The organism is Trinickia sp. Y13 (assembly GCF_029522115.1).
Classification (GTDB): domain Bacteria; phylum Pseudomonadota; class Gammaproteobacteria; order Burkholderiales; family Burkholderiaceae; genus Trinickia.
Map to the genome: position 1 here is coordinate 25,300 of NZ_JAKWFK010000009.1, position 23,305 is coordinate 48,604.

At 65.7% G+C, this 23,305-nt stretch carries 16 protein-coding genes; 8 read left to right on the forward strand and 8 right to left on the reverse strand.

The window, feature by feature from the left end; all coding sequences use genetic code 11:
* Positions 1-232 precede the first annotated feature (232 nt).
* Entirely contained in the window at positions 233-1,993 is a 1,761-nt protein-coding gene (locus MMB74_RS16820; RefSeq protein ID WP_346780690.1) for an autotransporter assembly complex family protein, read from the forward strand.
* Positions 1,994-2,022: 29 nt separating this feature from the next.
* Positions 2,023-6,186 carry a translocation/assembly module TamB domain-containing protein gene (locus tag MMB74_RS16825; protein ID WP_277429799.1) on the forward strand — a complete coding sequence of 1,388 codons (4,164 nt, stop codon included), beginning with the start codon at positions 2,023-2,025 and terminating at the stop codon, positions 6,184-6,186.
* A gap of 22 nt (positions 6,187-6,208) precedes the next feature.
* Here the strand turns inward: MMB74_RS16825 and metG are convergent, their stop codons facing one another.
* Both metG and MMB74_RS16835 read right to left on the reverse strand, forming a co-directional pair.
* Positions 6,209-8,359 (reverse strand): methionine--tRNA ligase, encoded by a 2,151-nt coding sequence (metG, locus tag MMB74_RS16830; protein ID WP_277429800.1) that lies wholly within the window; start codon positions 8,357-8,359, stop codon positions 6,209-6,211.
* 520 nt (positions 8,360-8,879) lie between these two features.
* The gene (locus MMB74_RS16835) at positions 8,880-9,530 is read right to left on the reverse strand and encodes an OmpA family protein (RefSeq protein WP_277429801.1); all 651 of its coding nucleotides are present in this window, start codon (positions 9,528-9,530) and stop codon (positions 8,880-8,882) included.
* Between the two features lie 556 nt (positions 9,531-10,086).
* Between MMB74_RS16835 and apbC the strand changes: the two genes are divergently transcribed.
* From apbC to MMB74_RS16860, 5 genes are all read left to right on the forward strand, one after another.
* On the forward strand, positions 10,087-11,175 hold the full coding sequence (gene apbC, locus MMB74_RS16840) for an iron-sulfur cluster carrier protein ApbC (RefSeq protein WP_277429802.1): 1,089 nt from the start codon (positions 10,087-10,089) through the stop codon (positions 11,173-11,175).
* Positions 11,176-11,389: 214 nt separating this feature from the next.
* Complete coding sequence (locus MMB74_RS16845) at positions 11,390-11,878, forward strand: superoxide dismutase family protein (RefSeq protein ID WP_277430026.1); 489 nt, start codon at positions 11,390-11,392, stop codon at positions 11,876-11,878.
* A gap of 24 nt (positions 11,879-11,902) precedes the next feature.
* Positions 11,903-12,472, forward strand: coding sequence for a dCTP deaminase (gene dcd, locus MMB74_RS16850; protein WP_277429803.1), 570 nt, complete (start codon positions 11,903-11,905; stop codon positions 12,470-12,472).
* A gap of 129 nt (positions 12,473-12,601) precedes the next feature.
* Entirely contained in the window at positions 12,602-14,881 is a 2,280-nt protein-coding gene (locus MMB74_RS16855) for an arginine/lysine/ornithine decarboxylase (RefSeq protein ID WP_277429804.1), read from the forward strand.
* Between the two features lie 14 nt (positions 14,882-14,895).
* Positions 14,896-15,756 carry a lysozyme inhibitor LprI family protein gene (locus MMB74_RS16860; RefSeq protein ID WP_277429805.1) on the forward strand — a complete coding sequence of 287 codons (861 nt, stop codon included), beginning with the start codon at positions 14,896-14,898 and terminating at the stop codon, positions 15,754-15,756.
* Positions 15,757-15,879: 123 nt separating this feature from the next.
* Here the strand turns inward: MMB74_RS16860 and argH are convergent, their stop codons facing one another.
* The 4 genes from argH to MMB74_RS16880 all read right to left on the reverse strand — a co-directional run bounded on the left by argH (position 15,880) and on the right by MMB74_RS16880 (position 19,941).
* The gene (gene argH, locus MMB74_RS16865; RefSeq protein WP_277429806.1) at positions 15,880-17,283 is read right to left on the reverse strand and encodes an argininosuccinate lyase; all 1,404 of its coding nucleotides are present in this window, start codon (positions 17,281-17,283) and stop codon (positions 15,880-15,882) included.
* Between the two features lie 107 nt (positions 17,284-17,390).
* Positions 17,391-18,224 carry an anti-sigma factor gene (locus MMB74_RS16870; protein ID WP_277429807.1) on the reverse strand — a complete coding sequence of 278 codons (834 nt, stop codon included), beginning with the start codon at positions 18,222-18,224 and terminating at the stop codon, positions 17,391-17,393.
* 114 nt (positions 18,225-18,338) lie between these two features.
* Positions 18,339-18,929: a sigma-70 family RNA polymerase sigma factor gene (locus tag MMB74_RS16875; protein WP_277429808.1), complete on the reverse strand. Its 591-nt coding sequence runs from the start codon at positions 18,927-18,929 to the stop codon at positions 18,339-18,341.
* 130 nt (positions 18,930-19,059) lie between these two features.
* Positions 19,060-19,941 (reverse strand): helix-turn-helix transcriptional regulator, encoded by an 882-nt coding sequence (locus tag MMB74_RS16880; RefSeq protein WP_277429809.1) that lies wholly within the window; start codon positions 19,939-19,941, stop codon positions 19,060-19,062.
* 214 nt (positions 19,942-20,155) lie between these two features.
* Between MMB74_RS16880 and MMB74_RS16885 the strand changes: the two genes are divergently transcribed.
* Entirely contained in the window at positions 20,156-20,908 is a 753-nt protein-coding gene (locus tag MMB74_RS16885; protein ID WP_277429810.1) for a class I SAM-dependent methyltransferase, read from the forward strand.
* 101 nt (positions 20,909-21,009) lie between these two features.
* On the opposite strand, the gene MMB74_RS16890 is transcribed toward MMB74_RS16885, so the two are convergent.
* Positions 21,010-22,218: an EAL domain-containing response regulator gene (locus tag MMB74_RS16890; RefSeq protein WP_277429811.1), complete on the reverse strand. Its 1,209-nt coding sequence runs from the start codon at positions 22,216-22,218 to the stop codon at positions 21,010-21,012.
* A 67-nt stretch (positions 22,219-22,285) separates the two neighbouring features.
* Positions 22,286-23,278, reverse strand: a complete 993-nt coding sequence (locus MMB74_RS16895; protein WP_277429812.1) for a response regulator — start codon at positions 23,276-23,278, stop codon at positions 22,286-22,288.
* Positions 23,279-23,305: the final 27 nt, after the last annotated feature.

Below are 23,305 nucleotides of genomic sequence, written 5' to 3' on the forward strand. Positions count from 1 at the left end.
CGGCGCGTCCCGTGCGCGTCGTGGTCCGATGCGAGGCCGTTATGGTCAAATGATCGTTTTTGCCGGAGCGGTCGCTCGCCCGGCCCGGCCGCGGAGGTAGCGGCACAGGCCCATGACCCGTTCCGTATCGCGGGGCGAGCGCCTTCGGCCATTCAACGTTGAGAGGTTCTATTTGCGGGAAGCCGTGATCGATACGTCGCGCACCAGGGCAAGCCGGGGCGCCGGGCGAGGCATGCGCGGCGATAGCGCGGCGGGCCGGCCGGTATGGCGGCTCCTGGCCCTCGGGGCGTTGCTCGCGTTGCTGTCCGCGCCGGCGGCGGCGAAATACGACGTGACGATCGATGCGCCGCGCGACATGCGCAAGCTGTTGGAAAAGCATCTCGACCTTGCGCGCTTCGCGTCGCGCGACGATGTCACCGACGATCAATTCGACTTCCTCGTCACGGCCACGCCCGAGCAAGTGCGCGATTTGGCCGCGACCGACGGCTATTTTTCACCGGTCGTGCGCACGGACGTGCGACAAGGCGGCAAGGGCAGGAAAGACGTGACGGTGCACGTCGACCCCGGCCCGCGCACGATGGTGTCGTCGGTCGCGCTGAGCTTTGCCGGGCCGATCGAAAGCGAGGAGCCCACGCGCGAGAACGCGGCGCGCTTCGCTTTTTCGCTCCATACCGGCGACCCTTTCACGCAGTCCGCTTGGACCGATGCGAAGGAGGCCGCGCTCAAAGCGCTGCAAGCGCATCGCTATCTGGGCGCGAAGATTGCGCAGTCCCAGGCGCGGATCGACCCGCGCACGCGCCAGGCGGCGCTCTCGGTCGCATTCGAAAGCGGGCCGACGTTTACGCTCGGCGCGCTCGATGTGTCCGGGGTGCGCCGTTACCCCGAGCGCATCGTCAGCAACGTCAATCCGCTGGCGATCGGTGAAGTCTACGATGCCGATCGCGTCGCCGAACTGCAGCGGCAGTTGCAGAACACCCCGTACTACGCGAGCGTCGCGATCGACGTGGGCAGCGACGTGGAAAAACCGAACGAGACGCCGATCCACGTGAAAGTGAGCGAGTACCCGTACAACAGCGTGCGCGGCGGCGTCGGCTATGCGACCGATACGGGCCCGCACGTGCAAGGCTCGTACTCCTATCTCGACACGTTCGGCGCCGCTTGGCCGTTTTCGATCCAAGGCCGGCTCGACCAGATTCAGCAGTACGGGCAGGTTCAATTGGCCATGCCGCCCGGCAAGCGCGGTTGGACGAACGCTGCGCTCGCCTCCTATACGAACACGCAAGTCTCCGGCACGCGCATTTACAGCGCCCGCGCGGGCTTGCAGCGCACGCGCACGGCGCAGTTCATCGACTATGCCTATTCGATCCAGTACTACGCAGACCGCCTCGATCAGAATCTCGTCGGGCCGACGACGAGTCACGCGCTCGTGCCGCAATGGTCGTGGACGCGCCGCAACGTCGACGATCCGCTGTTTCCGCGCAAAGGCAATCTGCTCCACGTCGAAGCAGGCTTCGCGGTGAAAGGCCTCGCCACCGATCAAACGTTCACGCGCGGCTATGCCCGCGGCGTGCAATACGTGCCGCTATTCAAGCGCGACCTGTTCCTCGTGCGCGCGGAGCTCGGCGGCGTCTTTACGAGCGGCGGCTCGAGCGGCATTCCGGCATCGCTTTTGTTTCGCGCGGGCGGCTCCAATTCGGTGCGCGGCTATGGCTTCCAAAGCATCGGCAACAACGTGGGCGGCTCGGTGCTGCCGACGAAGTACCTCATCACGGCCACCGCGGAATACCAGCATTGGTTCACGCATGATTGGGGCGCGGCCGTTTTCTACGATATCGGCGCGGCGACCGATACCTGGGGCGAGCGTGTGTTCTTTCCGGGCGCGGGCATCGGCGCGCGCTGGCGCAGCCCCGTCGGCCCAATCAACGTCGATCTCGCGTACGGCGTGCGCAACCGTAGCGTGCGGCCCTATCTGACGCTGGGTATCGCCTTCTAAGAGAACAATCGCACAAGGAACGCCTTCGGATGACGCACGATTCGCCGCCACCCTCGCCGCCGCACGACGACGCCTCGGACGCCGCCGGTGCGGGCGCGGGCGCGCTCCCGGCGCACGCGGCGGGGGCGAACGGCGCGGGAACGCCTGGCGGCCCGCCGGAACCCGGTGCGCCGCGGCCCAGACGCCGCGGTCGGCGTGTGCTCGGATGGGCGACGCTCGGGGTCGCGCTCGGCTTGCTTTGCATTGCGGCGGCGCTCTACGGCGCGCTCGTCACCGAGTCCGGCACGCGGCTCGCGTGGCGCGCGGCCGTCGCACTGACGGGCGGGCGCTTATCGGGCACGTTCGAGGGCGGCACGCTCGCGCGCGGCGTCACGCTGGCCGATGTCCGCTGGCGCGGATGGGCGAGCGCGGCCAGTGCGCCCCCAACCGATATTCGCATCGATCGCTTGTCGGGCCGTTGGTCCCTCACGCGCTCGCCGTGGAGGCTGACGGTCGACACGCTGCGCGCCGGAACCATCGACGCGCGGCTCGCACCGTCGACGAGCAAGTCGCGGATGCAGCTGCCCGCGGATTTGCGCCTGCCGCTCGAGATCGACTTGCGCGCCATCAGCGTCGGCAAGCTGCTCGTGCGCAACGGCGCTTCGACGACCGAGATCGATCGCTTGCGCGTCCACGGACGCAGCGACGGCAGGCATCATGCGCTCTCGATCGACGGGCTGGATACGGCCTACGGCGCCCTCGTGGCACAGCTTGCACTGGACGGCGTGCGGCCGTTTCCGCTGACGGGCGCGTTCTCGGCCTCGGGCGAGCTCGGGGGCGCTCCGGCGCAGGTCCAGGCAAAGCTTTCCGGAACGCTCGAATCGCTTGTCGCCGATGTGGACGCCAACGGAATGAAACTGGCGGGACGGGCGCATATCGAGGCGACGCCGTTTGCCGCGGTGCCGCTCGAGCGGGCGACGATCGCGTTCGATCATGTCGATCCCCGCGTGTTCAGCGCCGGGGCGCCGCAAGCCGATCTTTCGCTCCGAGCGGCGCTCGCGCCGGTTCCCGGTGCGGGGCCGCTCGTCGTCGCGGGTCCAGTCTCGGTCGTCAATGCCGCGCCGGGGCCGCTCGACGCGCATCGCTTGCCGTTGGTGCAGGCGCATGCGCAGGTGCATCTGGACCCGCGCACGCAACGCCTCGATGGCCTCGATATTCGATTGATTCACGACGCCGCGTTAACCGGCTCGGGCAGCTTCACGGGCGGTCACGCACGTCTGGATTTGACGGCAAGCGGCGTCGATGCCGCGACGTTCACGCCGTACGTGCGGCCGACCGCGTTCTCCGGGCCGATCGTCGTGACGCTGGACGGGGCAACGCAACAGGCTTCGCTCGATTTGACCGACTCGCGTGCACGCTTGCGGGCGCGCGTGCACGTGGCGTTGGAGCCGGGGAGCATCGCGCTGCACGATGTGCGCATCGACGCGGGCGACGGGCGCTTGCAATTGAAGGGGGCGCTCCAGCGCGAGGCGCGCGAGGGCTATGAACTGAGCACGACGCTGACCAACTTCGACCCGCGGCTCGTCCTGGCCCAAGCGCTGCCGACGACGCGCGCAGCGGCGCCGCAAGCGCGGTCTGCCGATGCGGCCGGCGCGGCAGACCGACCGGCCCAGGCGCCCAAACCGTCGAAAGCGCCGCGCGCCAAGGCGCGTGCGGTGAGTTCGGTCCCCGAGGCCCGCATCACGGGCCGCTTCAGCGCGGTCGGCGCGCTGGCTCCGGCATTCTCGACGAAGCTGCGCTTCGATCTGGGCGAAAGCGTCTACGACGGCTTCCCGTTGACGGGGGAGGGCACGATAGCGCTGGCCGGATCCCGCCTGCTGCCGAGCAAGGCGACCTTGTCGATCGCCGGCAACGACGTCGAGTTGCACGGCACCTTCGGCGCCCCCGGCGACCGCTTGCGCTTTCACGTCGATGCGCCGCGGCTCGATCGTCTGGGCTTCGGCGTTTCCGGCGCGCTGTCGGCCGATGGCGATTTGACGGGGGCCTTGGCGCACCCCGACGCGACCCTGAGCTACAACGCGCGCTCGGTGGTGATCGGCGATAACCGCATCGGCGCGGCGAGCGGTAACGCACGCATTCGCGACGGCGCAAAGGGCGCGCTCGAGTTTTCCACCGACGCGCGCGACGTGCAGGCCGGCGCGGTGGCGCTGTCGACGCTGAGCGCGCATCTCACGGGCACGCGCGCGAAGCACGCTTTCGATGCCCAGGCGAAGGGCACGGTGAGCGGGCGCGCCGTCGACATGGCGCTTGCGGGGACGGGCGGCGTCTCCGATACGCGCGAGGGTCCTCGTTGGGAGGGCGTACTCACGCGCTTGTCCAACCGCGGTCTGCCCGCGCTCGAACTGCAAGCGCCGCTCGCGCTATCGGCCGCGAAGCAACGGGTCACGCTCGGTCCGACCCGAATGGCGATCGAAGGTGCGACGCTCGAGTTGAAGTCTTTCGCCTACGACCACGGCGCAGTCAGCTCGGCCGGTAGCGCGTCGAACCTGTCGGTGGCGCGCTTGATCGCCATTCGACGAACGCTGACGGGCACGCCGTCGAAGCTATCGAGCGATCTCATCCTCGGCGCCGACTGGAACTTCGCGCTGGGCGCCACCGCGAGCGGATACGCGCGCATCGAGCGCCGCAGCGGCGATGCGACGCTGTCGACGGGCTACGGCGTGTCCGCGCTCGGCATCACGGCGCTTGCCGCGCGAGCCGATTTCGAAGGCGGGCGGCGGCTCAAAATCACGTCGCACGCGGCGGCAAGCCGCATCGGCACGTTCGACGCGAACCTGAGCGCAGGGCTGAGCCCCGATCCCGCACGCGGCGGCGTGCTCGGCCTTGCCGCCGATGCGCCGCTCTCCGGCACGCTTGCTTTCGACGTGCCGGCGCTCAAGACCACCGGCGGCTTGTTCGGCCCGAGCTACGTGCTCGACGGCCATCTTGCGCTGAACCTCGTGCTGGCGGGCACGCGAGCCAAGCCCACGGTATCGGGCGCGCTGATCGGCGACGACCTGTCGGCCACGCTCGTCGATCAGGGCGTGCGGCTCAAGGATGGCATCGTGCGCGTCGCGTTGACGGAGAACCTCGTCGATCTGCAGCGTGTCGAGTTCCACGGCGGCCAGGGCACGCTGCGCGCGACAGGGCGAATCCGGCTCGACCAAGACGAACCGGATCTGACGGCCCAGATCGTGGCCGACAAACTCGAGTTGCTCGCCGCACCCGATCGGCAACTGTCGCTCTCGGGCAGTGCGACGATGGCGAACGGCGGCACGAGCGGCGGGCTCGACATCGACGGCAAATTCCGGGTGGACCACGCACTGTTCGATCTGCCCGAGCAGCCGGCGCCGCGGCTATCGGACGACGTCGTCATCGTGCGCGACCATGTCGCCGTGCGCGGGGCGCCCCCGCGGCCGACCGAGTCCACCAACAAGCCCGTGGGCCGGTTTGCGCCGCGTGCGGACGTCGACATCAACCTGGGCGATCACTTCCGTTTCCGCGGTCGGGGCGCCGACCTTGGCCTGCGCGGCACGGTGACGGCGCTATCGGCGCCGAATCAGCCGTTGCGCGCGATCGGCAACGTGCGCGTGACGGAAGGGTCCACTTACACGAGCTTCGGGCGCAAGCTCGCGATCGAGAACGGTTATTTCACGTTCAATGGACCCGTGGCGAACCCTGGCATCAATATTCTCGCCATGCGCCGCAATCAGGAGGTGGAGGCTGGCGTGCAAGTGACGGGCACGGTGCGCGCACCGGTGGTCAAGCTCGTATCCGAGCCCAACGTGGCCGACAACGAAAAGCTCTCTTGGCTGCTGTTCGGCCACGGCACCGACCAGGGCAACAACCTCGGTCAGCAAAGTTCGATGACGACGGCGTTGGCGTTGCTCGGCAGTGCGACAGGCAAACGCGTCGCGCAAACTTTCGGGCTCGATGAGTTTTCGGTCGGGCGCAGCGAAGTGGGCCTGACCGATTCGCAGGTGGTGATGTTGTCCAAGGCGATCAACGAGCGCCTCGTGCTCGGTTTCGAGCAAGGCTTGCAATCGGCAAGCAACGCATTCAAGGCGACGGTGAACCTATCGCGGTTCTGGTCCGTCGCACTCTATACGGGCACCTTCCAGGGCCTAGACCTCAACTTCACGCGCCGCTTCGATGGCTGGCACGGACGTCATTGACGCCAGAGCCCGGAGGTGTTTTTCAGCGCACGCGCATGCCGGGCTTCGCGCCGCCGTGCGGCTCGAGGATGTAAAGGCCCGGCTCGGCTTTCTCGTCGGCGCTCGATGCAGCCAGCACCATCCCTTCGGAGAGGCCGAACTTCATCTTGCGCGGCGCGAGATTGGCGACCATCACCGTCAGCTTGCCGACCAGATCCTCGGGCTGGTAAGCCGACTTGATACCGGAGAAGACGTTGCGCGTTTTTTCTTCGCCGATATCGAGCGTCAATTGCAGCAGCTTGTCGGAGCCCTCGACGGCCTTGCAGTCGACGATGAGGGCCACGCGCAGATCGATCTTGGCGAAATCGTCGATCGAAATCGTTTCGCTCGTTGCTTCTTCCTTAGCGCTCGCGGATGCCTTTTTCGCTTTGCCCGTGGCAGCCGAAGCGGCCGCAGCCGCTGCCGCGCCGGTTTCGGTGGGCTGCAGCGACGTGCGGTTGGCTGCGATCAGCGCTTCGATCTGCTTGGGATCGATGCGCGTCATCAAGTGCTGATAGGCGTTGATCGGCTGGGCCGACGAAAGCGGCGTGCCGGCATGGCCCCAAGCGAGCGGCGCGATGCCGAGGAACGCTTCGACCTTGGCCGCCAGGGCGGGCAACACGGGTTTGAGCGCGATGGTGAGCAGCCTGAATGCTTCGAGGCTCACGCTCACGGTTTCATGCAGCAAGGCTGCGTTGGCCGGATCCTTCGCCTGATCCCACGGCTTGGCCGTGTCGACGTAAGCGTTGACGGCATCGGCCAATTCCATGCTCTGGCGCACGGCGCGGCCGTATTCGCGCGCTTCGTAGTGCGCCGCGATGGCGGGGATCGCCGCCCGCAGCGTGGCGAGCAGCGGGTGTTGCATGGCGCTGTCCTGCACGCGCGCATCGAAGCGCTTGAGCAGAAAGCCCGCCGCGCGGCTGGCGATGTTCACGTACTTGCCGACCACATCGCTGTTCACGCGCGCTTGAAAATCTTCGAGATTCAGATCGAGATCTTCCATCGTCGCGTTCAGCTTCGCGGCGAAATAGTAGCGCAGCCATTCGGGGTTCAGCCCCGTCTCGATGAAGCTGTTGGCCGTGATGAAGGTGCCGCGCGACTTCGACATCTTGGCGCCGTCCACGGTCAAGAAACCATGCGCGAACACGTTCGTCGGCGTGCGATAGCCCGCGAATTCGAGCATTGCCGGCCAAAACAGCGTATGGAAATAGAGGATGTCCTTGCCGATGAAATGATATTGCTCGGTGTCCGAGCCGGGCTTGATCCACTCCTCGAAATCGAACCCGCGCTTGGCGGCGAGGTTCTTGAAGCTCGCGTAGTAGCCGACCGGCGCATCGAGCCAGACGTAGAAGTACTTGCCGGGTGCGCCGGGAATTTCGAACCCGAAGTAGGGCGCGTCGCGCGAGATGTCCCAGTCGCCGAGCTTCGCATCGCCTGCGTCGCCGAGCCACTCGCGCATCTTGTTCGTCGCTTCGGGCTGCGCGAGGCCGCTCACCCAGTCGCGCAGGAAGTTCTCGCAGCGCGTATCGGAGAGACGGAAGAAATAGTGCGTCGACTTGCGGCGCACCGGCGTCGCGCCCGAAATGGCCGAGTACGGGTTGACGAGATCGGTAGGCTGATACGTCGATCCGCATACCTCGCAACTGTCGCCGTATTGGTCCTTGGCGCCGCATTTCGGGCATTCCCCCTTGATGAAGCGGTCGGGCAGGAACATTTCCTTGACGGGGTCGTACGCCTGCTCGATCTCGCGGGCGTCGATGAGCCCGGCCTGCTGCAGGCGGCTGTAAATCGTGCCGCACAACTCCCGGTTTTCTTCGGAGTCGGTCGTGTAGTAGTTGTCGAACGAGACGAGGAAATTGCTCAGATCGCGCGTGTGCTCCTGCCACACCCGCTCGATCAGCTGCTTAGGGGTGATGCCTTCCTTTTCGGCGCTGAGCATGATCGGCGTGCCGTGCGTATCGTCGGCGCCGACGTAGTAGATCTCGTGACCGTGCATTCGCATCGCGCGCACCCAGATGTCGGTCTGGATGTATTCGACCATGTGGCCGAGGTGGATCTGTCCGTTCGCGTACGGCAAAGCGGACGTCACGAGAATGCGGCGGCGGGCGGCGCCCGCGCCGGCTTGCGCGGCGGAATGAGGGGCGGATACGGTCATGTGCGTATAGATGGAGCGACTGCTCGAGGGAAAGCGTCGATTTTAGCAGGCACGCGTCGTGCCGCGAGGCGGTGCCGCGCGATCGACGGCGATGAAGCGGTCAAAAGTGCCGAAACAGCGTCGAACGAGGGCAAAAACGAAGCGGGCCGCGATGCACGTGCGGGGTGCTCGGCCTGGGCATGCTATGCAGCGAGTCAGCGTATCGGCGTATGAGGCAGCGCCACAGGGGGAGGAAGCTACTGCGCGCGAGATGATCGCGTGGTGGCGATGGCGGCAAAAAAAACCGGGGCGTTCGGCCCCGGAGCAACAACGACAAGAGGAGAATGGTGACGCAGCGGCGTTGGCCAGCCACGTACCGAACATACAGACAAGCAAAACGCCGGCGAGTTCGAAAAATTTTTCGATTCGTTTACCGGCGGCTTCTAGCTGCCTTCCGGCGCTGCTTCTTCGATCAGTCCGCCACCGTCGAAGGCTTGCCTGGCGTCGACCCGCTGCAGCCGCGGCGGGCCTTGCGCCACGCTCAGCCCGCCGGTTGCGACGTTGCTCGCAGGTAAACCTCGACGCGCCGGTTCTGCGCTCGGCCGGCTTCCGTGCTGTTGTCCGCAATCGGGTTGCTCGGTCCGAAGCCCTGCGCCACGAGGCGGTTCGGCGCCACGCCGTGCTGACTCAAGTAGGTCGCCACGCTTTGAGCACGGTTTTGCGACAGGGTTTGGTTGAGTTGCGCGCTACCGGTGCTGTCGGTGTAGCCGCGAACTTCGGCCACGAGTTCCGGGTGCTGCTGCATCTGCGCCGACAGCTCGTTCAGCGTCGGATAGAGCGCCGGATTGATTTGGTAGCTATTCGTCGCGAACGTGACGTTGCTCGGAATGTTCAGCTTCAGCGAGCCGTCCGGCTGCTCGGTCACCTGCGTGCCGGTACCCTTCGATGCGCCCGAGAGCTTATTGCGGATGTTTTGCCAGTTGTAGCCGGTGATGCCGCCCACGGCCGCGCCGACGCCCGCGCCGATGGCTGCGCCCTTGCCGCCGCCGAAGATTGCGCCGAGCGCCGCGCCGGTGCCGGCGCCCACGCCCGTGCCGACGGCCGTGTTGGTGCCTTGCTGAGTCGCACAGCCGGCGAGAATCGCGCCGGTGACGGCAAAAGCGGTGAGTCGGGTGACGATTTTTGCGTTCATGTTCAAGTCCTCTTTGGAAAAACGGTCGCTCACGCGGTTAGCGCGATGGGCAGCGCAAAGACCAAGCGGGACGACGAGGCGGATCGATTCACCACCGACGCCGGCCACCGGCACGGCTACCGTGCAACGCTCGCGCCACGATGCCCGCTTGCGCTTGCTGCAGCGCGAAGTTGCCCTGCCGAACTCATTTTGGCAATGGCGCGCAACAATTGTTTTCAAATTTTCGCGGTTGCGGCAATGCGACCCATAGGCGGCATCGACCGCGCTAGCCGATCGCATCCTCCATGAAGCGATCGTCGGCGCATGCGACGCCGCGAGAGACCCGACGAGGGGCCGGGATATCGGAGCCCGCGTCACATCGCTAACCACTACAATAGTGCGCGTCGGCGCTCGATGCCGAGCTTTCTGCGCCAAGCGGCCCAGGTGCTCCAACCCGCAGTTCACCTATTGGCAATAATAGGTAATATTGGCCGTTAACTTATTGTTTTGATGCAACATTTCCTTTGCGCCGCGTTCTCGTACCGTGCTGCGCCTTTTATCCCTCGGAGTCGAATCGATGAGTATTGATCGGGCCCTGGTCGACGCCGCTCTCGCGGCCGTCGTCGATCCCAACACGGGCCGCCCGTTCGCGGCCGGCAAGGGCGTCAAGAATGTGAGCGTCGACGGTGCGGCCGTAAGCGTCGAAATCGTGCTCGGCTATCCGGCCAGGAGCCAGTTCGATGCGGTGCGCTCGGTCGTCGAACAGGCGCTTCTAAAGATCCCCGGCGTCGAACGGGCGGGCGTCACGGTGTCGCAGTCGATCGTCGCGCATACCGTGCAGCCGGGCGTGAAGCTGCTGCCGAAGGTCAAAAACATCGTGGCCGTGGCCTCGGGCAAGGGCGGCGTCGGCAAGAGCACGACGGCCGTCAATCTCGCGCTGGCCCTGGCGAGCGAAGGCGCGGCGGTGGGGATTCTGGATGCGGACATTTACGGCCCGTCGTTGCCGATGATGCTCGGTATCGAGGGCCGTCCCGAGTCGCCCGACGGGCAATCGATGAATCCGATGAAGGGGCACGGCATCGAGGCCAATTCGATCGGGTTTCTCGTCGATCAGGACAACCCGATGGTCTGGCGCGGCCCGATGGCCACCTCCGCGCTCGAGCAGCTTTTGCGTCAGACCAATTGGGGCGAGCTCGACTACCTCATCGTCGATATGCCGCCCGGAACCGGCGACATTCAATTGACGCTCGCGCAGCGCGTGCCGGTGACGGGCGCGGTTATCGTCACGACGCCGCAGGACATCGCGCTCATCGACGCGAAAAAAGGCCTCAAGATGTTCGAGAAGGTCGGCGTGCCGATCCTCGGCCTCGTCGAGAACATGAGCATCCATGTCTGCTCGAACTGCGGCCATGCCGAGCACATCTTCGGCACGGGGGGCGCCGAGCGCATGGCCAAGGATTACGGCGTCGAAGTGCTCGGCAGCTTGCCGCTCGACATCGGCATTCGCGAACAAGCGGACAGCGGTCACCCGAGCGTGGTAGCCGACCCGCACAGCCGCGTGGCCGAGACTTACCGCGCCATCGCGCGCAAGGTCGCGATCCGCATCGCGGAGCGCGCCAAGGACATGAGCGCGAAGTTTCCCACGATCGTCGTTCAAGACACGTGAGCCTCGTTCGTCCCACGGTTTGCGCCCGCGCGCTGCCCCGGCGTGGCGCCGGGACTCGATTGTGCTTGCGCCGTGCGCGTCGCGGTATCATGTCGCCTTCGCTTGAGTCCGGCTCGGCGGCGCGACGGGCGCCGCGTACCGGCATGAGGATCGCATGAGAGAACCCACCGGCCGATGGCGTCCCCAGCGCGCGGGTGTCGTGGCGGTGGCCGGCATGGTGCTGGCGGCCAGCGCGACGCTCGGCGGCTGCGCCGCCTTGTTCGGCCCCCACGAAAAGCGCGCCAACGCGCAAGTCTTGCCCACGGTGGGCAACACTGCGCGCGGCTCCGTCACGTTCATCGAACGCTCGGACGGCGTGCAAGTGACGTATAACCTCGTCGGGCTCCCGCGCAACAGCGATCACGCACTGCAAGTGCGCGAGCGCGGCGATTGCAACGCGGCCGATGCGTCGAGCGCCGGCCCCGTCTTCGCGCCGGCGGCCGATCGTTTGAAAAGCGGGGTGCGCCGCGCGGGCGATTTGGGCAACATCCATGCGGACGCGGCGGGTGTGGCGGCGGGGTTCATCGTCGCGCCCGACGTGGCGCTCGACGGCGTGCGTTCCGTCATTGGCCGCTCGGTGAGCGTCGCCCGCGAGGCGGGCGATCCGGCGTTTCCCGACCGCAATGTGGGTCCGGCGCTCGCGTGCGGCGTGATCCGGCAGTAAATCCGCTTTTTTCAGCGTCTTTTTATGACAATCAAATCCGACAAGTGGATTCGGCGCATGGCCGAGCAGCACAACATGATCGAGCCGTTCGTGCCCGATCAAGTGCGCACCTCCGAAGACGGGCGCAAGATCGTCAGCTACGGGACGTCGAGCTACGGCTACGACATCCGCTGCGCCGACGAATTCAAGATCTTCACGAACATCAATTCGACGATCGTCGATCCGAAGAACTTCGACGAGAAATCGTTCGTCGATTTCAAAGGCGACGTGTGCATCATTCCGCCGAACTCGTTCGCGCTCGCGCGCACCGTCGAGTATTTTCGGATCCCGCGCAACGTGCTGACGGTGTGCCTGGGCAAATCGACGTATGCGCGCTGCGGCATCATCGTCAACGTGACGCCGTTCGAGCCCGAATGGGAAGGCTACGTCACGCTCGAATTTTCAAATACCACGCCGCTGCCGGCGAAGATCTACGCGAACGAAGGCGTGGCGCAAGTGCTGTTCTTCGAGAGCGACGAAGTGTGCGAGGTGTCCTACGCCGATCGCGGCGGGAAATATCAGGGGCAGCACGGCGTGACGCTGCCCAAGACTTAGCGCTGCGGCTTCGCTTACCGTCATACAACGGACGCGTAGCGCAGAGAAACTAGGCAGTTTCAGCGGCCGCTGGCACGTGGGATGCGAGAACCCCGGGCCCGCGGTCGTAGTGTTTTGGAGATTCGGTCCATGAAGTTTCGTTTCCCCGTCGTCATCATCGACGAAGATTTCCGCTCCGAGAACATTTCCGGATCGGGCATTCGCGCGTTGGCCGAAGCGATCGAGGGGGAGGGCGTGGAAGTGCTCGGTCTGACGAGCTATGGCGACCTCACCTCGTTCGCGCAGCAATCGAGCCGCGCCTCGTGCTTCATTTTGTCGATCGACGACGACGAGCTGATGCTCGGCGAAACGGGACCGGATGGGGAACTGCCCGAACTGGCCACGGCTATCTTGGAGCTGCGCGCGTTTGTGCACGAGGTGCGCCGCCGCAACGCCGATATCCCGATTTTTCTCTACGGCGAGACGCGCACCTCGCGCCATCTGCCCAACGACATCCTGCGCGAGCTGCACGGCTTCATCCACATGTTCGAGGACACGCCCGAGTTCGTCGCGCGCCATATCGTGCGTGAGGTGAAGGTCTATCTCGACTCGCTCGCGCCGCCGTTTTTCAAGGAACTCGTCAAGTATGCCGACGAAGGCTCGTACTCGTGGCACTGCCCTGGCCACTCGGGCGGCGTCGCATTCCTGAAAAGTCCGCTCGGGCAGATGTTCCACCAGTTTTTCGGCGAGAACATGCTGCGCGCCGACGTCTGCAACGCCGTCGACGAACTGGGCCAGTTGCTCGATCACATCGGCCCCGTGGCCGCATCCGAGCGCAACGCCGCGCGCATTTTCAGCGCCGATCATTTGTTCTTCGTCACGAACGGCACCTCGACGTCGAACAAAATCGTTTGGCATGCCACGGTGGCGCCGGGCGATATCGTCGTGGTCGATCGCAACTGCCACAAGTCGATCTTGCACGCGATCACGATGACGGGTGCGATTCCGGTGTTCCTTACGCCGACGCGCAACAACTTCGGCATCATCGGGCCGATCCCGCTCGACGAGTTCAAGCCCGAGAACATTCGCAAGAAGATTCTGGCGAACCCGTTCGCGCGCGAGGCGCTGGAAAAAGATCCGAACCTGAAGCCGCGCATTCTCACCATCACGCAGAGCACGTACGACGGCGTGGTCTACAACGTCGAGATGATCAAGGCGTTGCTCGGCGATTTTCTCGATACGCTGCACTTCGACGAGGCGTGGCTGCCGCACGCCGAGTTCCATCCGTTCTATCAAGACATGCACGCGATCGGCGCGGGGCGTCCCCGCACGGGCGCGCTCGTGTTCGCGACGCACTCGACGCATAAGCTGCTGGCGGGCATTTCGCAGGCTTCGCAGATCGTCGTGCAGGACTCGGAGCATGGCGTATTCGACCGCCACCGCTTCAACGAAGCGTACTTGATGCATACGTCGACGAGCCCGCAATACGCGATCATCGCTTCGTGCGATGTCGCGGCCGCCATGATGGAGCCGCCCGGAGGCACGGCGCTCGTCGAGGAGTCGATTGCCGAAGCGCTCGATTTTCGCCGCGCGATGCGCAAGGTCGATGCCGAGTACGGCGACGACTGGTTCTTCCAAGTGTGGGGGCCCGATGCACTTGCCGACGAGGGCATCGGCTCGCGCGACGATTGGATCTTGCACGCCGAGGATCGCTGGCACGGTTTCGGCCCGTTGGCCGACGGCTTCAACATGCTCGATCCGATCAAGGCGACGATCGTGACGCCGGGCCTCGACATGGCGGGCGACTTCGGCGAATCGGGCATTCCGGCCGCCATCGTCACGAAGTACTTGTCCGAGCACGGCATCATCGTCGAAAAGACGGGCCTCTATTCGTTCTTCATCATGTTCACGATCGGCATCACGAAAGGCCGATGGAACTCGATGGTCACCGAGTTGCAGCAGTTCAAGGACGATTACGATACGAACCAGCCGCTATGGCGCGTGCTGCCCGAATTCGTCGCGCAGCACCCGGCTTACGAGCGCATGGGCCTGCGCGATCTGTGCCAGGCCATCCACAGCGTTTACCGCGCAAACGACATCGCGCGTTTGACGACGGAGATGTACTTGTCGAACATGGAGCCTGCGATGAAGCCGTCCGACGCCTTCGCCAAGCTCGCGCACCGCGAGATCGATCGCGTGCCGATCGACGAGCTCGAGGGGCGTGTCACGAGCATCTTGCTCACGCCGTATCCGCCTGGCATTCCGTTGTTGATTCCGGGCGAACGCTTCAACAAGACGATCGTGAACTACCTGCGGTTTGCACGCGAATTCAACGAGCGTTTTCCTGGTTTCTCGACGGATATTCACGGGCTCGTGGCCGAGACGGTGGGCGGGCATACCGAATATTTCGTCGACTGCGTGCGCGTTTGACGATGTTGCCTTCGATGAATCTCTTCGGCGCTCGGGCGATATCGGCGGCACTTGGCGCGCTGATCGCGATGATGGTTGCGGCCGCGCCGGTTCCCGTGCGGGCGGAAGCCGCGCGAGCCGATCCGATCGATACGACGATGCAGAATTGCTTCGCGCGGGCGGATCGGTCGACCACGGCTGGGCAGGTGCAATGCATCGACGCGGCGCGCGATGCGTGGCAGGCGGCGATCGACGCGGCGATGCGCGGGATCGATGGCAATGCCCCCGACAGCGCGCGGCGTGCTTGGGATGAGAGCCAGAAGCGCTGGCTGGCTTGGCGCAAGGAAGAGGCGTTGCTCGTGCACGCCGTGTTCCAGACGACGCGTGGCAGCGCTTATTCGATTACGCAAGCGAACGTGTTGCTGCAGTCGGTGCGCGACCGTGCGCTGGCGGTGCGGCATGCGGCGGCGAGGTTTGCGCCGCCGGCGCCGGTTCCCGCTAGCGCTGCCGTGTCGGTTTCCGGCGCTTCCGGCGCTGCGCCCGGCTCAGCGCCAGCGCTGGCCTCGGCAGCGGCGGCAAGCCGGTCGGCAACGGCTGCGGCGGCTTCGATCACACGTGCGCAGAGCGACGATGCGCGTGCCCACAACGAGCGCATGCGTCCGTGTACGGCCGATGCGACTTGCGAGCATGCGCAGTTCGACTTGCGGCGCTACACCCGGGCTTTGCGCGACAAGCTGCCGGCCCATTCGCGAGCGACGCTGGTCCGTGCGCAACGGGCATGGACGGCATACTTCGACGCCACCTCGTCGCTCGGCACCGAAGCCGAGCGTGCCGATCTGATCGGGGAACGGGTGGCGACGGTGAAGCGTCTCTCGGAGACCGTCGGCAACGATTGAGGGCGGCGGGAACGCTCGCGGCGAAACGCCACGAGCCGCGAGCAAATGCGAACGATTCGGACGCGATGTATCGGCTGTTGCGTCCGCGATCGGGTGACCTTCGAACGCTTCGATCTGTCCGAACTACAGCGTCTTGCGCACCGCGGCCACCGCCGCCCGCACTTGCTCGGGTGCGGTCCCGCCCGGATGATTGCGGCTCGCGACCGATCCTTCCAGCGTCAAATAGTCGAACACGTCTTCGCCGATCAAGTGCGCGACGTTCGGCAACTCCGCGCGCATTTCATCGAGCGTGAGATCGGCCAGATCGCAGCCCCGATCGACGCAAATCCTTACCGCGTGCGCGACCGCTTCGTGCGCGTCGCGGAACGGCAGCCCGCGCTTGACGAGGTAGTCGGCCAAATCCGTCGCCGTCGAGAACCCTTGCAGCGCCGCGGCGCGCATGGCTTCGGGCTTGACCGTAATGCCCGCCACCATTTCCGCGAAGATGCGCAGCGTGTCGGCAACGGTATCGACCGTGTCGAACAACGGCTCCTTGTCTTCCTGATTGTCCTTGTTGTAGGCCAGCGGCTGGCCCTTCATCAACGTGAGCAGCGCCATCAGGTGCCCGTTCACGCGGCCCGTCTTGCCGCGCGCGAGTTCGGGCACGTCGGGGTTCTTCTTCTGCGGCATGATCGACGAGCCGGTGCAAAAGCGATCGGCCAAATCGATGAAGCCCACGCGCGGGCTCATCCACAGCACGAGTTCCTCGGACAGACGCGAAACGTGCGTCATGACGAGCGCGGCGGCGGCCGTGAATTCGATCGCGAAATCGCGATCGGAAACGGCGTCGAGCGAGTTCGCGCAAATGCCGTCGAAACCGAGCGTCTTCGCCACCGCATGCCGATCGATCGGATAGGTCGTGCCCGCGAGCGCCGCCGCACCGAGCGGCAGGCGGTTCACCCGCGTGCGGCAATCGCGCATGCGCTCGGCGTCGCGGCCGAACATTTCGACGTAGGCGAGCAAATGGTGGCCGAACGTGACGGGCTGCGCCACTTGCAAATGCGTGAAGCCCGGCATGATCGTTTCGGCGTGGCGCTCGGCTAGATCGACGAGCGCCGTACGCAGATCGGTGATGAGGCCGCCGATGCGATCGATTTCGCCGCGCAGCCACAGGCGGATATCGGTCGCGACCTGATCGTTGCGCGAACGTCCGGTGTGCAGCCGCTTACCCGCATCGCCGATCAACGCCGTCAAGCGCGCTTCGATATTCAAGTGGACGTCTTCGAGATCGAGCTGCCACTGGAACTCGCCGCGCTCGATTTCACCCTTGATTTGCGCCATGCCGCGCTCGATCGCCGCCAAATCCTCCGCGCCGATGATCTTTTGCGCGGCCAGCATCTTCGCGTGCGCGAGCGAGCCCTCGATGTCGACGAACGCCATGCGCTTGTCGAAGAACACCGACGACGTGTAGCGCTTGACGAGCTCGGACATCGGCTCGGAGAAGCGAGCCGACCAGGCTTCGCCTTTTTTGTGCAGTTGAGACGTCATGATGATGGGCAGTAGGAAGGTGCGCCAAGGCGGCGGGAAGCCGTCGATTTTATCACCGCTGCCCCGCCGTCCCGCCGCCGCGCGCGCAGCCCCGTGCGCTCTAGTCCTCAGGCCGTCGCCATCAACGCGCCTTCGCAGACGACAGGACCGCTCGGGCCGTCGGCGCGCCGCGAGCCGCCCATGGGCTCCACCGATACCGCGAGCTTCACGTAGACGTTCATTGCATGCACTTTCATATCGACGACGGCGCCGGCAGGCAGCATGCCGAGCGACACCATGCGGCCGTCGCGCATCACGCCCCACAATTGCTCGCTCTTGCCGGGCGGCGGCGCGTCTCCGCCGCTCATGCGATGCACGCTCGCCATGGCGTTCTTGTCGTCCCACATCACCAACGCCATGGTCGGGCTCTTGGGCTGATCCGGCGGCACGAGCGCGGCGACGTACGCCACGCGCTCGATCTTCGCCGCGCCGGAAGGCGAAGTTTGAGCGGTTTGCTCGACCGGTGCGCCGCTCCGAGGCGCGAATGGCCGCAGCGTTACCGCCAGCGCCACCACTGCGGCCAGCGCCAATCCCGTCGCGCCGATCGACCAGCCGCGCCAGAATGCCAGCGACTCGAACCAGCGCGGGCGCTTTTGTTCGAGCAGAGCGCGGGCGCGGCTCGATTGCGGCGCCGTGCGTTCGACGCCATGGGCGGCGCTCGGCGCGTTAGCGAAGGCGAGCCGACGCTCGATGCCGGCCCAGACGTGCGCCGGCGGGGGGGCGCTCGGCGCCAACTCGGGCATGGCCTCGATGCGCGCTTGCCACGCTTCGATCGCCGCGCGCACGCGCTGATCCTGCTGCGCCATGCGCTCGAAGCGCTTGCGCGCGCCGCCGCGCAGCACGCCTAGTGCGTATTCGCCGGCAAGGCGATCGAGGAGGTCCGGAAACCGGTGCAAATTCAATTCGCCCTCCGATGTGCCAAGCGGGTGGCCTGCCGACGATTGCCGCGGCTGGAGCTCGGGTCTGGCCGCTTCGACGAGGCGGCCAACGGTCGATTGAGCGCGAGGCCGTTCATGTTACCGATGTCCCATGCAAATCTTCAGTTTTTCCAAACCGCGCCGCACCCACGATTTCACCGTGCCGAGCGGCACCGACAACTCCTGAGCGATCTCGCTGTGGCTCTTGTCGCGCAGATACGCCAGCGCGACCGCTTGGCGCTGGCCGGATTCGAGGCGCCCCATGCAGACGCTCAGTTGCCTCGCTTGCTCGGACATCATCGCCGAGTCGGCGGGGTCGCGTTCGTCACCGGGGATCATTTCGTCGAGCGCCTCGCTCCATTCGGTCGTCAGCCCCGTGCCGTCGGCGGTCGCCGCCTTGTGCCGGCGCAGGTAGTCGAGTGCACGGTTGCGCACGATCGCCGCCATCCAGGTGAGAGGCGCGGAGAGCGGTTCGCGGTAATCGCCCGCGTACCGCCAGATATTGACGAACGACTCCTGCAAGACATCCTCCGCCCATTCGCGTCTCACCAATATACGCAGCGCAACGCCAAACAGTTTCGCGCTCGTCATTTCATAGATCGTGCGCAGCGCGGCGGCATCTTCCGCCGCCACGCGCGCGAGCAAGGCTGCGAGGACGGGCGGCGTAGGTTCGTTTGGCATCGTGGTCATAGCGAGCGCGCGGCGTGGCAGGCAACGGCAATGGGGTGCAATGGGCGCTATCTTACTGCCGGCGCGGTATGGTTAGGCATATGCGATCGCGCCGGCCCGCGTTTCGATCCATCGGCACTGCTTTCGCCGTTCAAGCGAGCACCAGCACCACCAGCAGCAAATCTTCGCGATGCGCGGGTCGCAGCGTGATCTGATCGTAGACGAGGCGCCCGTGCCGGGGATGATCGAACGCGCGCTGGCCGCCCTCGCGCTCGCCGACATCTTGCGACGCCCAAAACCTCCCGAACGCCTCGCTTCCGGCGGCGAGCGCATCGATGAGGGTGCGAGTGGGTCCGTCATTCAGATGACGAATCGAATCGGCGCGGAATTCGGCGACGAGCCGCCGCGCGCGCGTCTCCCAGTCGACGATCAGCGTGCGTGCGGCCGGTTCCATGAACGTGTAGCGCAGCAAATTGCGCTCGCGCGCGGGATCGGGCGGCCCGTCGAGCCAGCCGACGAAAAGGTCGGCTGCGGGCGGATTCCAGGCGAGCGCATTCCATTGGCGGTCCAGCACGTAGGCGGGGGCGTTCACGAGCCCAACCGTCGCGATGAGCGCGGCCGGCGCATCGTTCGAAGCGGGCGTGGGCTCCGCCGGATCGCGCTCGCCCGCGAGTTCGAACAGATAGGCCCGCTCGGCCCGCGACAACTGCAGCGCGACGGCGATGCGCGCGAGCGCGTCGGCGGACGCCGAAACGGGCCGTCCTTGCTCGATCCACGTGTACCAAGTCGGGCTCACGCCGCACAACTGAGCCACTTCCTCCCGGCGCAAGCCCGGCGTGCGCCGTCGCGGGCCGGGAGGCAGCCCCACGGCCTGCGGCGAGAGGCGCTCGCGATGGGCCCGGATGAACTCGCCGAGCGCGCGCGCGGGGCTTGCTTCGAGCGGCGTGCCGCCGCTTGCGGCAGAAGCGCTAGGCTGCACGGCGGTGACTGACGTGGCGCCTGTGCGCGGACGGGACGACTCGGCGATGGTCATGGCGTTCGATTAGAGCGACGAAACGAAAGTGGAGCGACCCAGCACGCGGGTAGATTTCATACCAGGATATTTGCTTGGCTTGTACCGGTACCTGCGTGGCCATATTGTAGCGGCAAGCGCGGTCGCAGTGCGCCCTGAGATGGGCGACGAACGGCGGCGCACGGGCCGGCTTGCCGGTCCTCTTTCCTCCATTTCCCGCCCAAGGAGCGCACCGATGAAACATCACGACCAGGTCGCCGACGCGTTCGGCTCGACCGCCGCCGCTTATTTGACGAGTCCGACACACGCGAGCGGGGCCGATCTGGAGACGCTGGCCGCGCAGATCGGTTCGACGCCGAACGCCGACGTGCTCGATCTGGGCTGCGGGGCCGGTCACGCGAGCTTTGCCGCGGCCCGCCATGCGCGCTCGGTGATCGCCTACGACCTCGCCGCGCCGATGCTCGCGACGGTGGCCGCCAGCGCGAACGAGCGCGGCTTATCGAACATCCGCACGGAGCAAGGCCCGGCCGAACGATTGCCCTTCGCCGATGCATCGTTCGATTGGGTGGTGAGCCGCTTCAGCGCTCACCATTGGCACGACGTCCCGCAGGCGCTTGCGCAAGTGCGTCGCGTCTTGAAGCCCGGCGGACGCGTGCTCTTCATCGACGTCGCGGGCGCCGATCATCCGTTGCTCGACACGCACTTGCATGCCGTCGAACTCCTGCGCGACGGCTCGCACGTGCGCAACTATCGCGCCGACGAGTGGTCGGCTTTCTTTGCGGCGGCGGGGTTCGATGCGAACGTGTGCGAGCGTTGGCGTTTGCCGATCGAATTCTCGTCGTGGGTGGCGCGCATGCGCACGAGCGCCGAGCGCGTAGCGGCCATTCGCTCGCTGTGGAGTGGCGCGCCCGATGAAGTGCGCGCGTACTACGGCGTGCAAGAGGATGGCTCGTTCATGCTCGATGCGCTGATGGTCCAAGCGCGTTGAGTGTCGGCGCGGCACGAACCGGCAAGCGAGGCGGTGCGCATCGCCGGCGCACCGTCCAAGCCGCGCGCCGTCGCGAACGAGCGCGACTTGCCGCGAGGCCGTTACTTCGCCAACGCCGCGTATCGCTGCGCCCAGCTCTGCGCCCATTGCAGCAACGCGTCTCCCAGCATCGGCGCGCCGACGAAGTTGCCTTGCGCGACCTCGCACGACATCTCGCGCAACACTTGCCAATCCTCGAGGTCGTCGATGCCCTGCGCAATGGTGCGCATGTTCAATTGGCGCGCGAGCAGCAGGCTTGCCTTGACGATGGCGTTGAGCGAGGCGTCGCGGCTCGCGCCGTGGACGAAGCCGCCGTCGAGCTTCAGTTCGTCGAACGGAATGTCGCGCAGGTGCTCGAGCGACGATTGCCCCGTGCCGAAATCGTCGATCAGCAAGCTGATGCGCTTCAAGCGCAGGCGCGTGAGCACGTCGAGCGAAATCAGGCGGTCGCGCGTGAGCCGCGCTTCGTTGATTTCGAGCACGATCCGGGACAGCGGGAAGCGGGCGCTCGCCGCCGCTTCCACGATGAAGTCGGGGAAGTCGAGCGCGGCGAGATCGTCCATCGACAGATTGATGCCGATGCGGAAATCGTCGCCTAAATGCTGCCATTGCGTGGCCTGCTCCAGCGTGGACTGCAACATGCCGCGCGTGAGATCGTTTAGGACTCCGTAATACTCGGCGCCGCCGAGCAGGCGCTCGGCCGGAACGAGTCCGTCGCGCGGATGCATCCAACCCACCATGGCTTCGACGCCCATCACTTCGCCGGTGGCGAACGCCACTTGCGGTTGATAGCAGGCGACGAGTTGTCCGGCAGCGATGGCCGTGCGCAATTCGTCGGGGGGATAGGGCGCGGTAGCGGCTTTGCGCGGTTCGGGCTGTGCGCCGCCGTGCAGACGCTGCTGCAATTGCTCGCGCGTGGCCGGTTTCGCCAATGAGCCGAGCACGCGCAACCCCCGCGAATAAGCGAGCTTCTCGGCGCTTTTCAAAATGCGGGCATCCTCGCCGCTCACGAGTACGACTTGCCCGTCGTAGCCGCGCTGCACGAGTTGGCGCAGAAATTCCACGCCGTCCATGCCCGGCATCTGCAAATCGGTGAACACGACGTCGACCTGATGGTCGTCGCGCTGCAGCACGTCCAGTGCGTCTTGCGCGTGCTCGTACGAGAGGATTTCCTCGTAGCCCAGTTGCGTCAACTGCCGCACGAGAACTTTGAGGACGAATGGCTCGTCGTCGACGACGAGGATTCGACGGGGGCGGGTCGACTGCTCCATGTGCTTCACTTCACATACTGCGGGTTGGTGCGGTGGCTTGGTCGATTAGCGGCGCATCGTGCTCGAATCAAGATGTCGCCAAGGCAGGCAGAAACTGACGCAGTTTTTCGTGAAGCGTGTTTTTATCGAACGGCTTGACGAGAAAATCGGCGGCGCCGGCCTTCAGGCTGTCCACTACGATGTTGCGTTCGCTATGCCCCGTCACCATCAGGATCGGCACGTGCCCGAACTGCCCGATCGACTTGATCTTGCGCGTCGCCTCCACGCCGCTCGTATCGGGCAGCCCAACATCCATCAGCACGAGATCGGGCTTGTGTTCCCACATTTGCTCGATCGCCTCGGCGCCGGTGCTCGCGAACAGGACATCGATGTCCAGGCCAGTCATCAGGCGGCCGATCAGCTTTTGCTGGAAGCCATCGTCCTCGACGATGAGCACGGATAGACGCTGCGGCGTGCGGGCGGCCTGAGCCGGCGCGCTCTGTTGCGCGCGGGCGGCGGACAACGCCGTCGCTTGCATGTCCTTCGCGGCGGCGCCCAGCACCACCGTGTCGGTATCGGCTTCGACGCGCTTGGGCTTGGGCGGGGGCGGCGCGTTCACCCCGCTAGGCGCTGCGCGCGGTGCGACGTCGCCGGCTTCCGCTTTGGCTGCCATGATCCGCAGCGCCTGATGCACCGACATCCGGATGCGCGGGGCATCGTTGGTCGCGGGCCAAAACAGGACGTAATCGTCGAAGTGCCCCTTGCTGCACAGGTCGTACACGTTCCAGACGTCATGCTTGTTGCACAGGACGACGACGCGATGGCGCGTTTCATGCACGACCGAGCTGAGGCGATAGAGCCCGATGTAATAGCGCTGCGCCGCCTCGAGCGTATCGAACGCGAGCACGAGCACGGTGGGCCGATGCGCTTCGAAATCCTCGATCGCGAACTCGGGCTTCGTCGACAACTTCACGTTGTGGAATTCGTCTTGCAACAGCTTGCCCACGAGTTCGGCGTCCGCTACGGATTGGCTCGCGACGAGCACGGCGGCGCGTTTGGGCGTCAGATCGGTATCTTCCATGATGATTTGATCCGCAGTCCTAATCGT

Excerpts from the sequence above, each read along its gene's own strand:
- MMB74_RS16820 (WP_346780690.1), top strand. The coding sequence starts at position 233 with ATGCGCGGCGATAGCGCGGCGGGCCGGCCGGTATGGCGGCTCCTGGCC.
- MMB74_RS16825 (WP_277429799.1), top strand. The coding sequence starts at position 2,023 with ATGACGCACGATTCGCCGCCACCCTCGCCGCCGCACGACGACGCCTCG.
- metG (WP_277429800.1), bottom strand. The coding sequence starts at position 8,359 with ATGACCGTATCCGCCCCTCATTCCGCCGCGCAAGCCGGCGCGGGCGCC.
- MMB74_RS16835 (WP_277429801.1), bottom strand. The coding sequence starts at position 9,530 with ATGAACGCAAAAATCGTCACCCGACTCACCGCTTTTGCCGTCACCGGC.
- apbC (WP_277429802.1), top strand. The coding sequence starts at position 10,087 with ATGAGTATTGATCGGGCCCTGGTCGACGCCGCTCTCGCGGCCGTCGTC.
- MMB74_RS16845 (WP_277430026.1), top strand. The coding sequence starts at position 11,390 with ATGGTGCTGGCGGCCAGCGCGACGCTCGGCGGCTGCGCCGCCTTGTTC.
- dcd (WP_277429803.1), top strand. The coding sequence starts at position 11,903 with ATGACAATCAAATCCGACAAGTGGATTCGGCGCATGGCCGAGCAGCAC.
- MMB74_RS16855 (WP_277429804.1), top strand. The coding sequence starts at position 12,602 with ATGAAGTTTCGTTTCCCCGTCGTCATCATCGACGAAGATTTCCGCTCC.
- MMB74_RS16860 (WP_277429805.1), top strand. The coding sequence starts at position 14,896 with ATGAATCTCTTCGGCGCTCGGGCGATATCGGCGGCACTTGGCGCGCTG.
- argH (WP_277429806.1), bottom strand. The coding sequence starts at position 17,283 with ATGACGTCTCAACTGCACAAAAAAGGCGAAGCCTGGTCGGCTCGCTTC.
- MMB74_RS16875 (WP_277429808.1), bottom strand. The coding sequence starts at position 18,929 with ATGACCACGATGCCAAACGAACCTACGCCGCCCGTCCTCGCAGCCTTG.
- MMB74_RS16880 (WP_277429809.1), bottom strand. The coding sequence starts at position 19,941 with ATGACCATCGCCGAGTCGTCCCGTCCGCGCACAGGCGCCACGTCAGTC.
- MMB74_RS16885 (WP_277429810.1), top strand. The coding sequence starts at position 20,156 with ATGAAACATCACGACCAGGTCGCCGACGCGTTCGGCTCGACCGCCGCC.
- MMB74_RS16890 (WP_277429811.1), bottom strand. The coding sequence starts at position 22,218 with ATGGAGCAGTCGACCCGCCCCCGTCGAATCCTCGTCGTCGACGACGAG.
- MMB74_RS16895 (WP_277429812.1), bottom strand. The coding sequence starts at position 23,278 with ATGGAAGATACCGATCTGACGCCCAAACGCGCCGCCGTGCTCGTCGCG.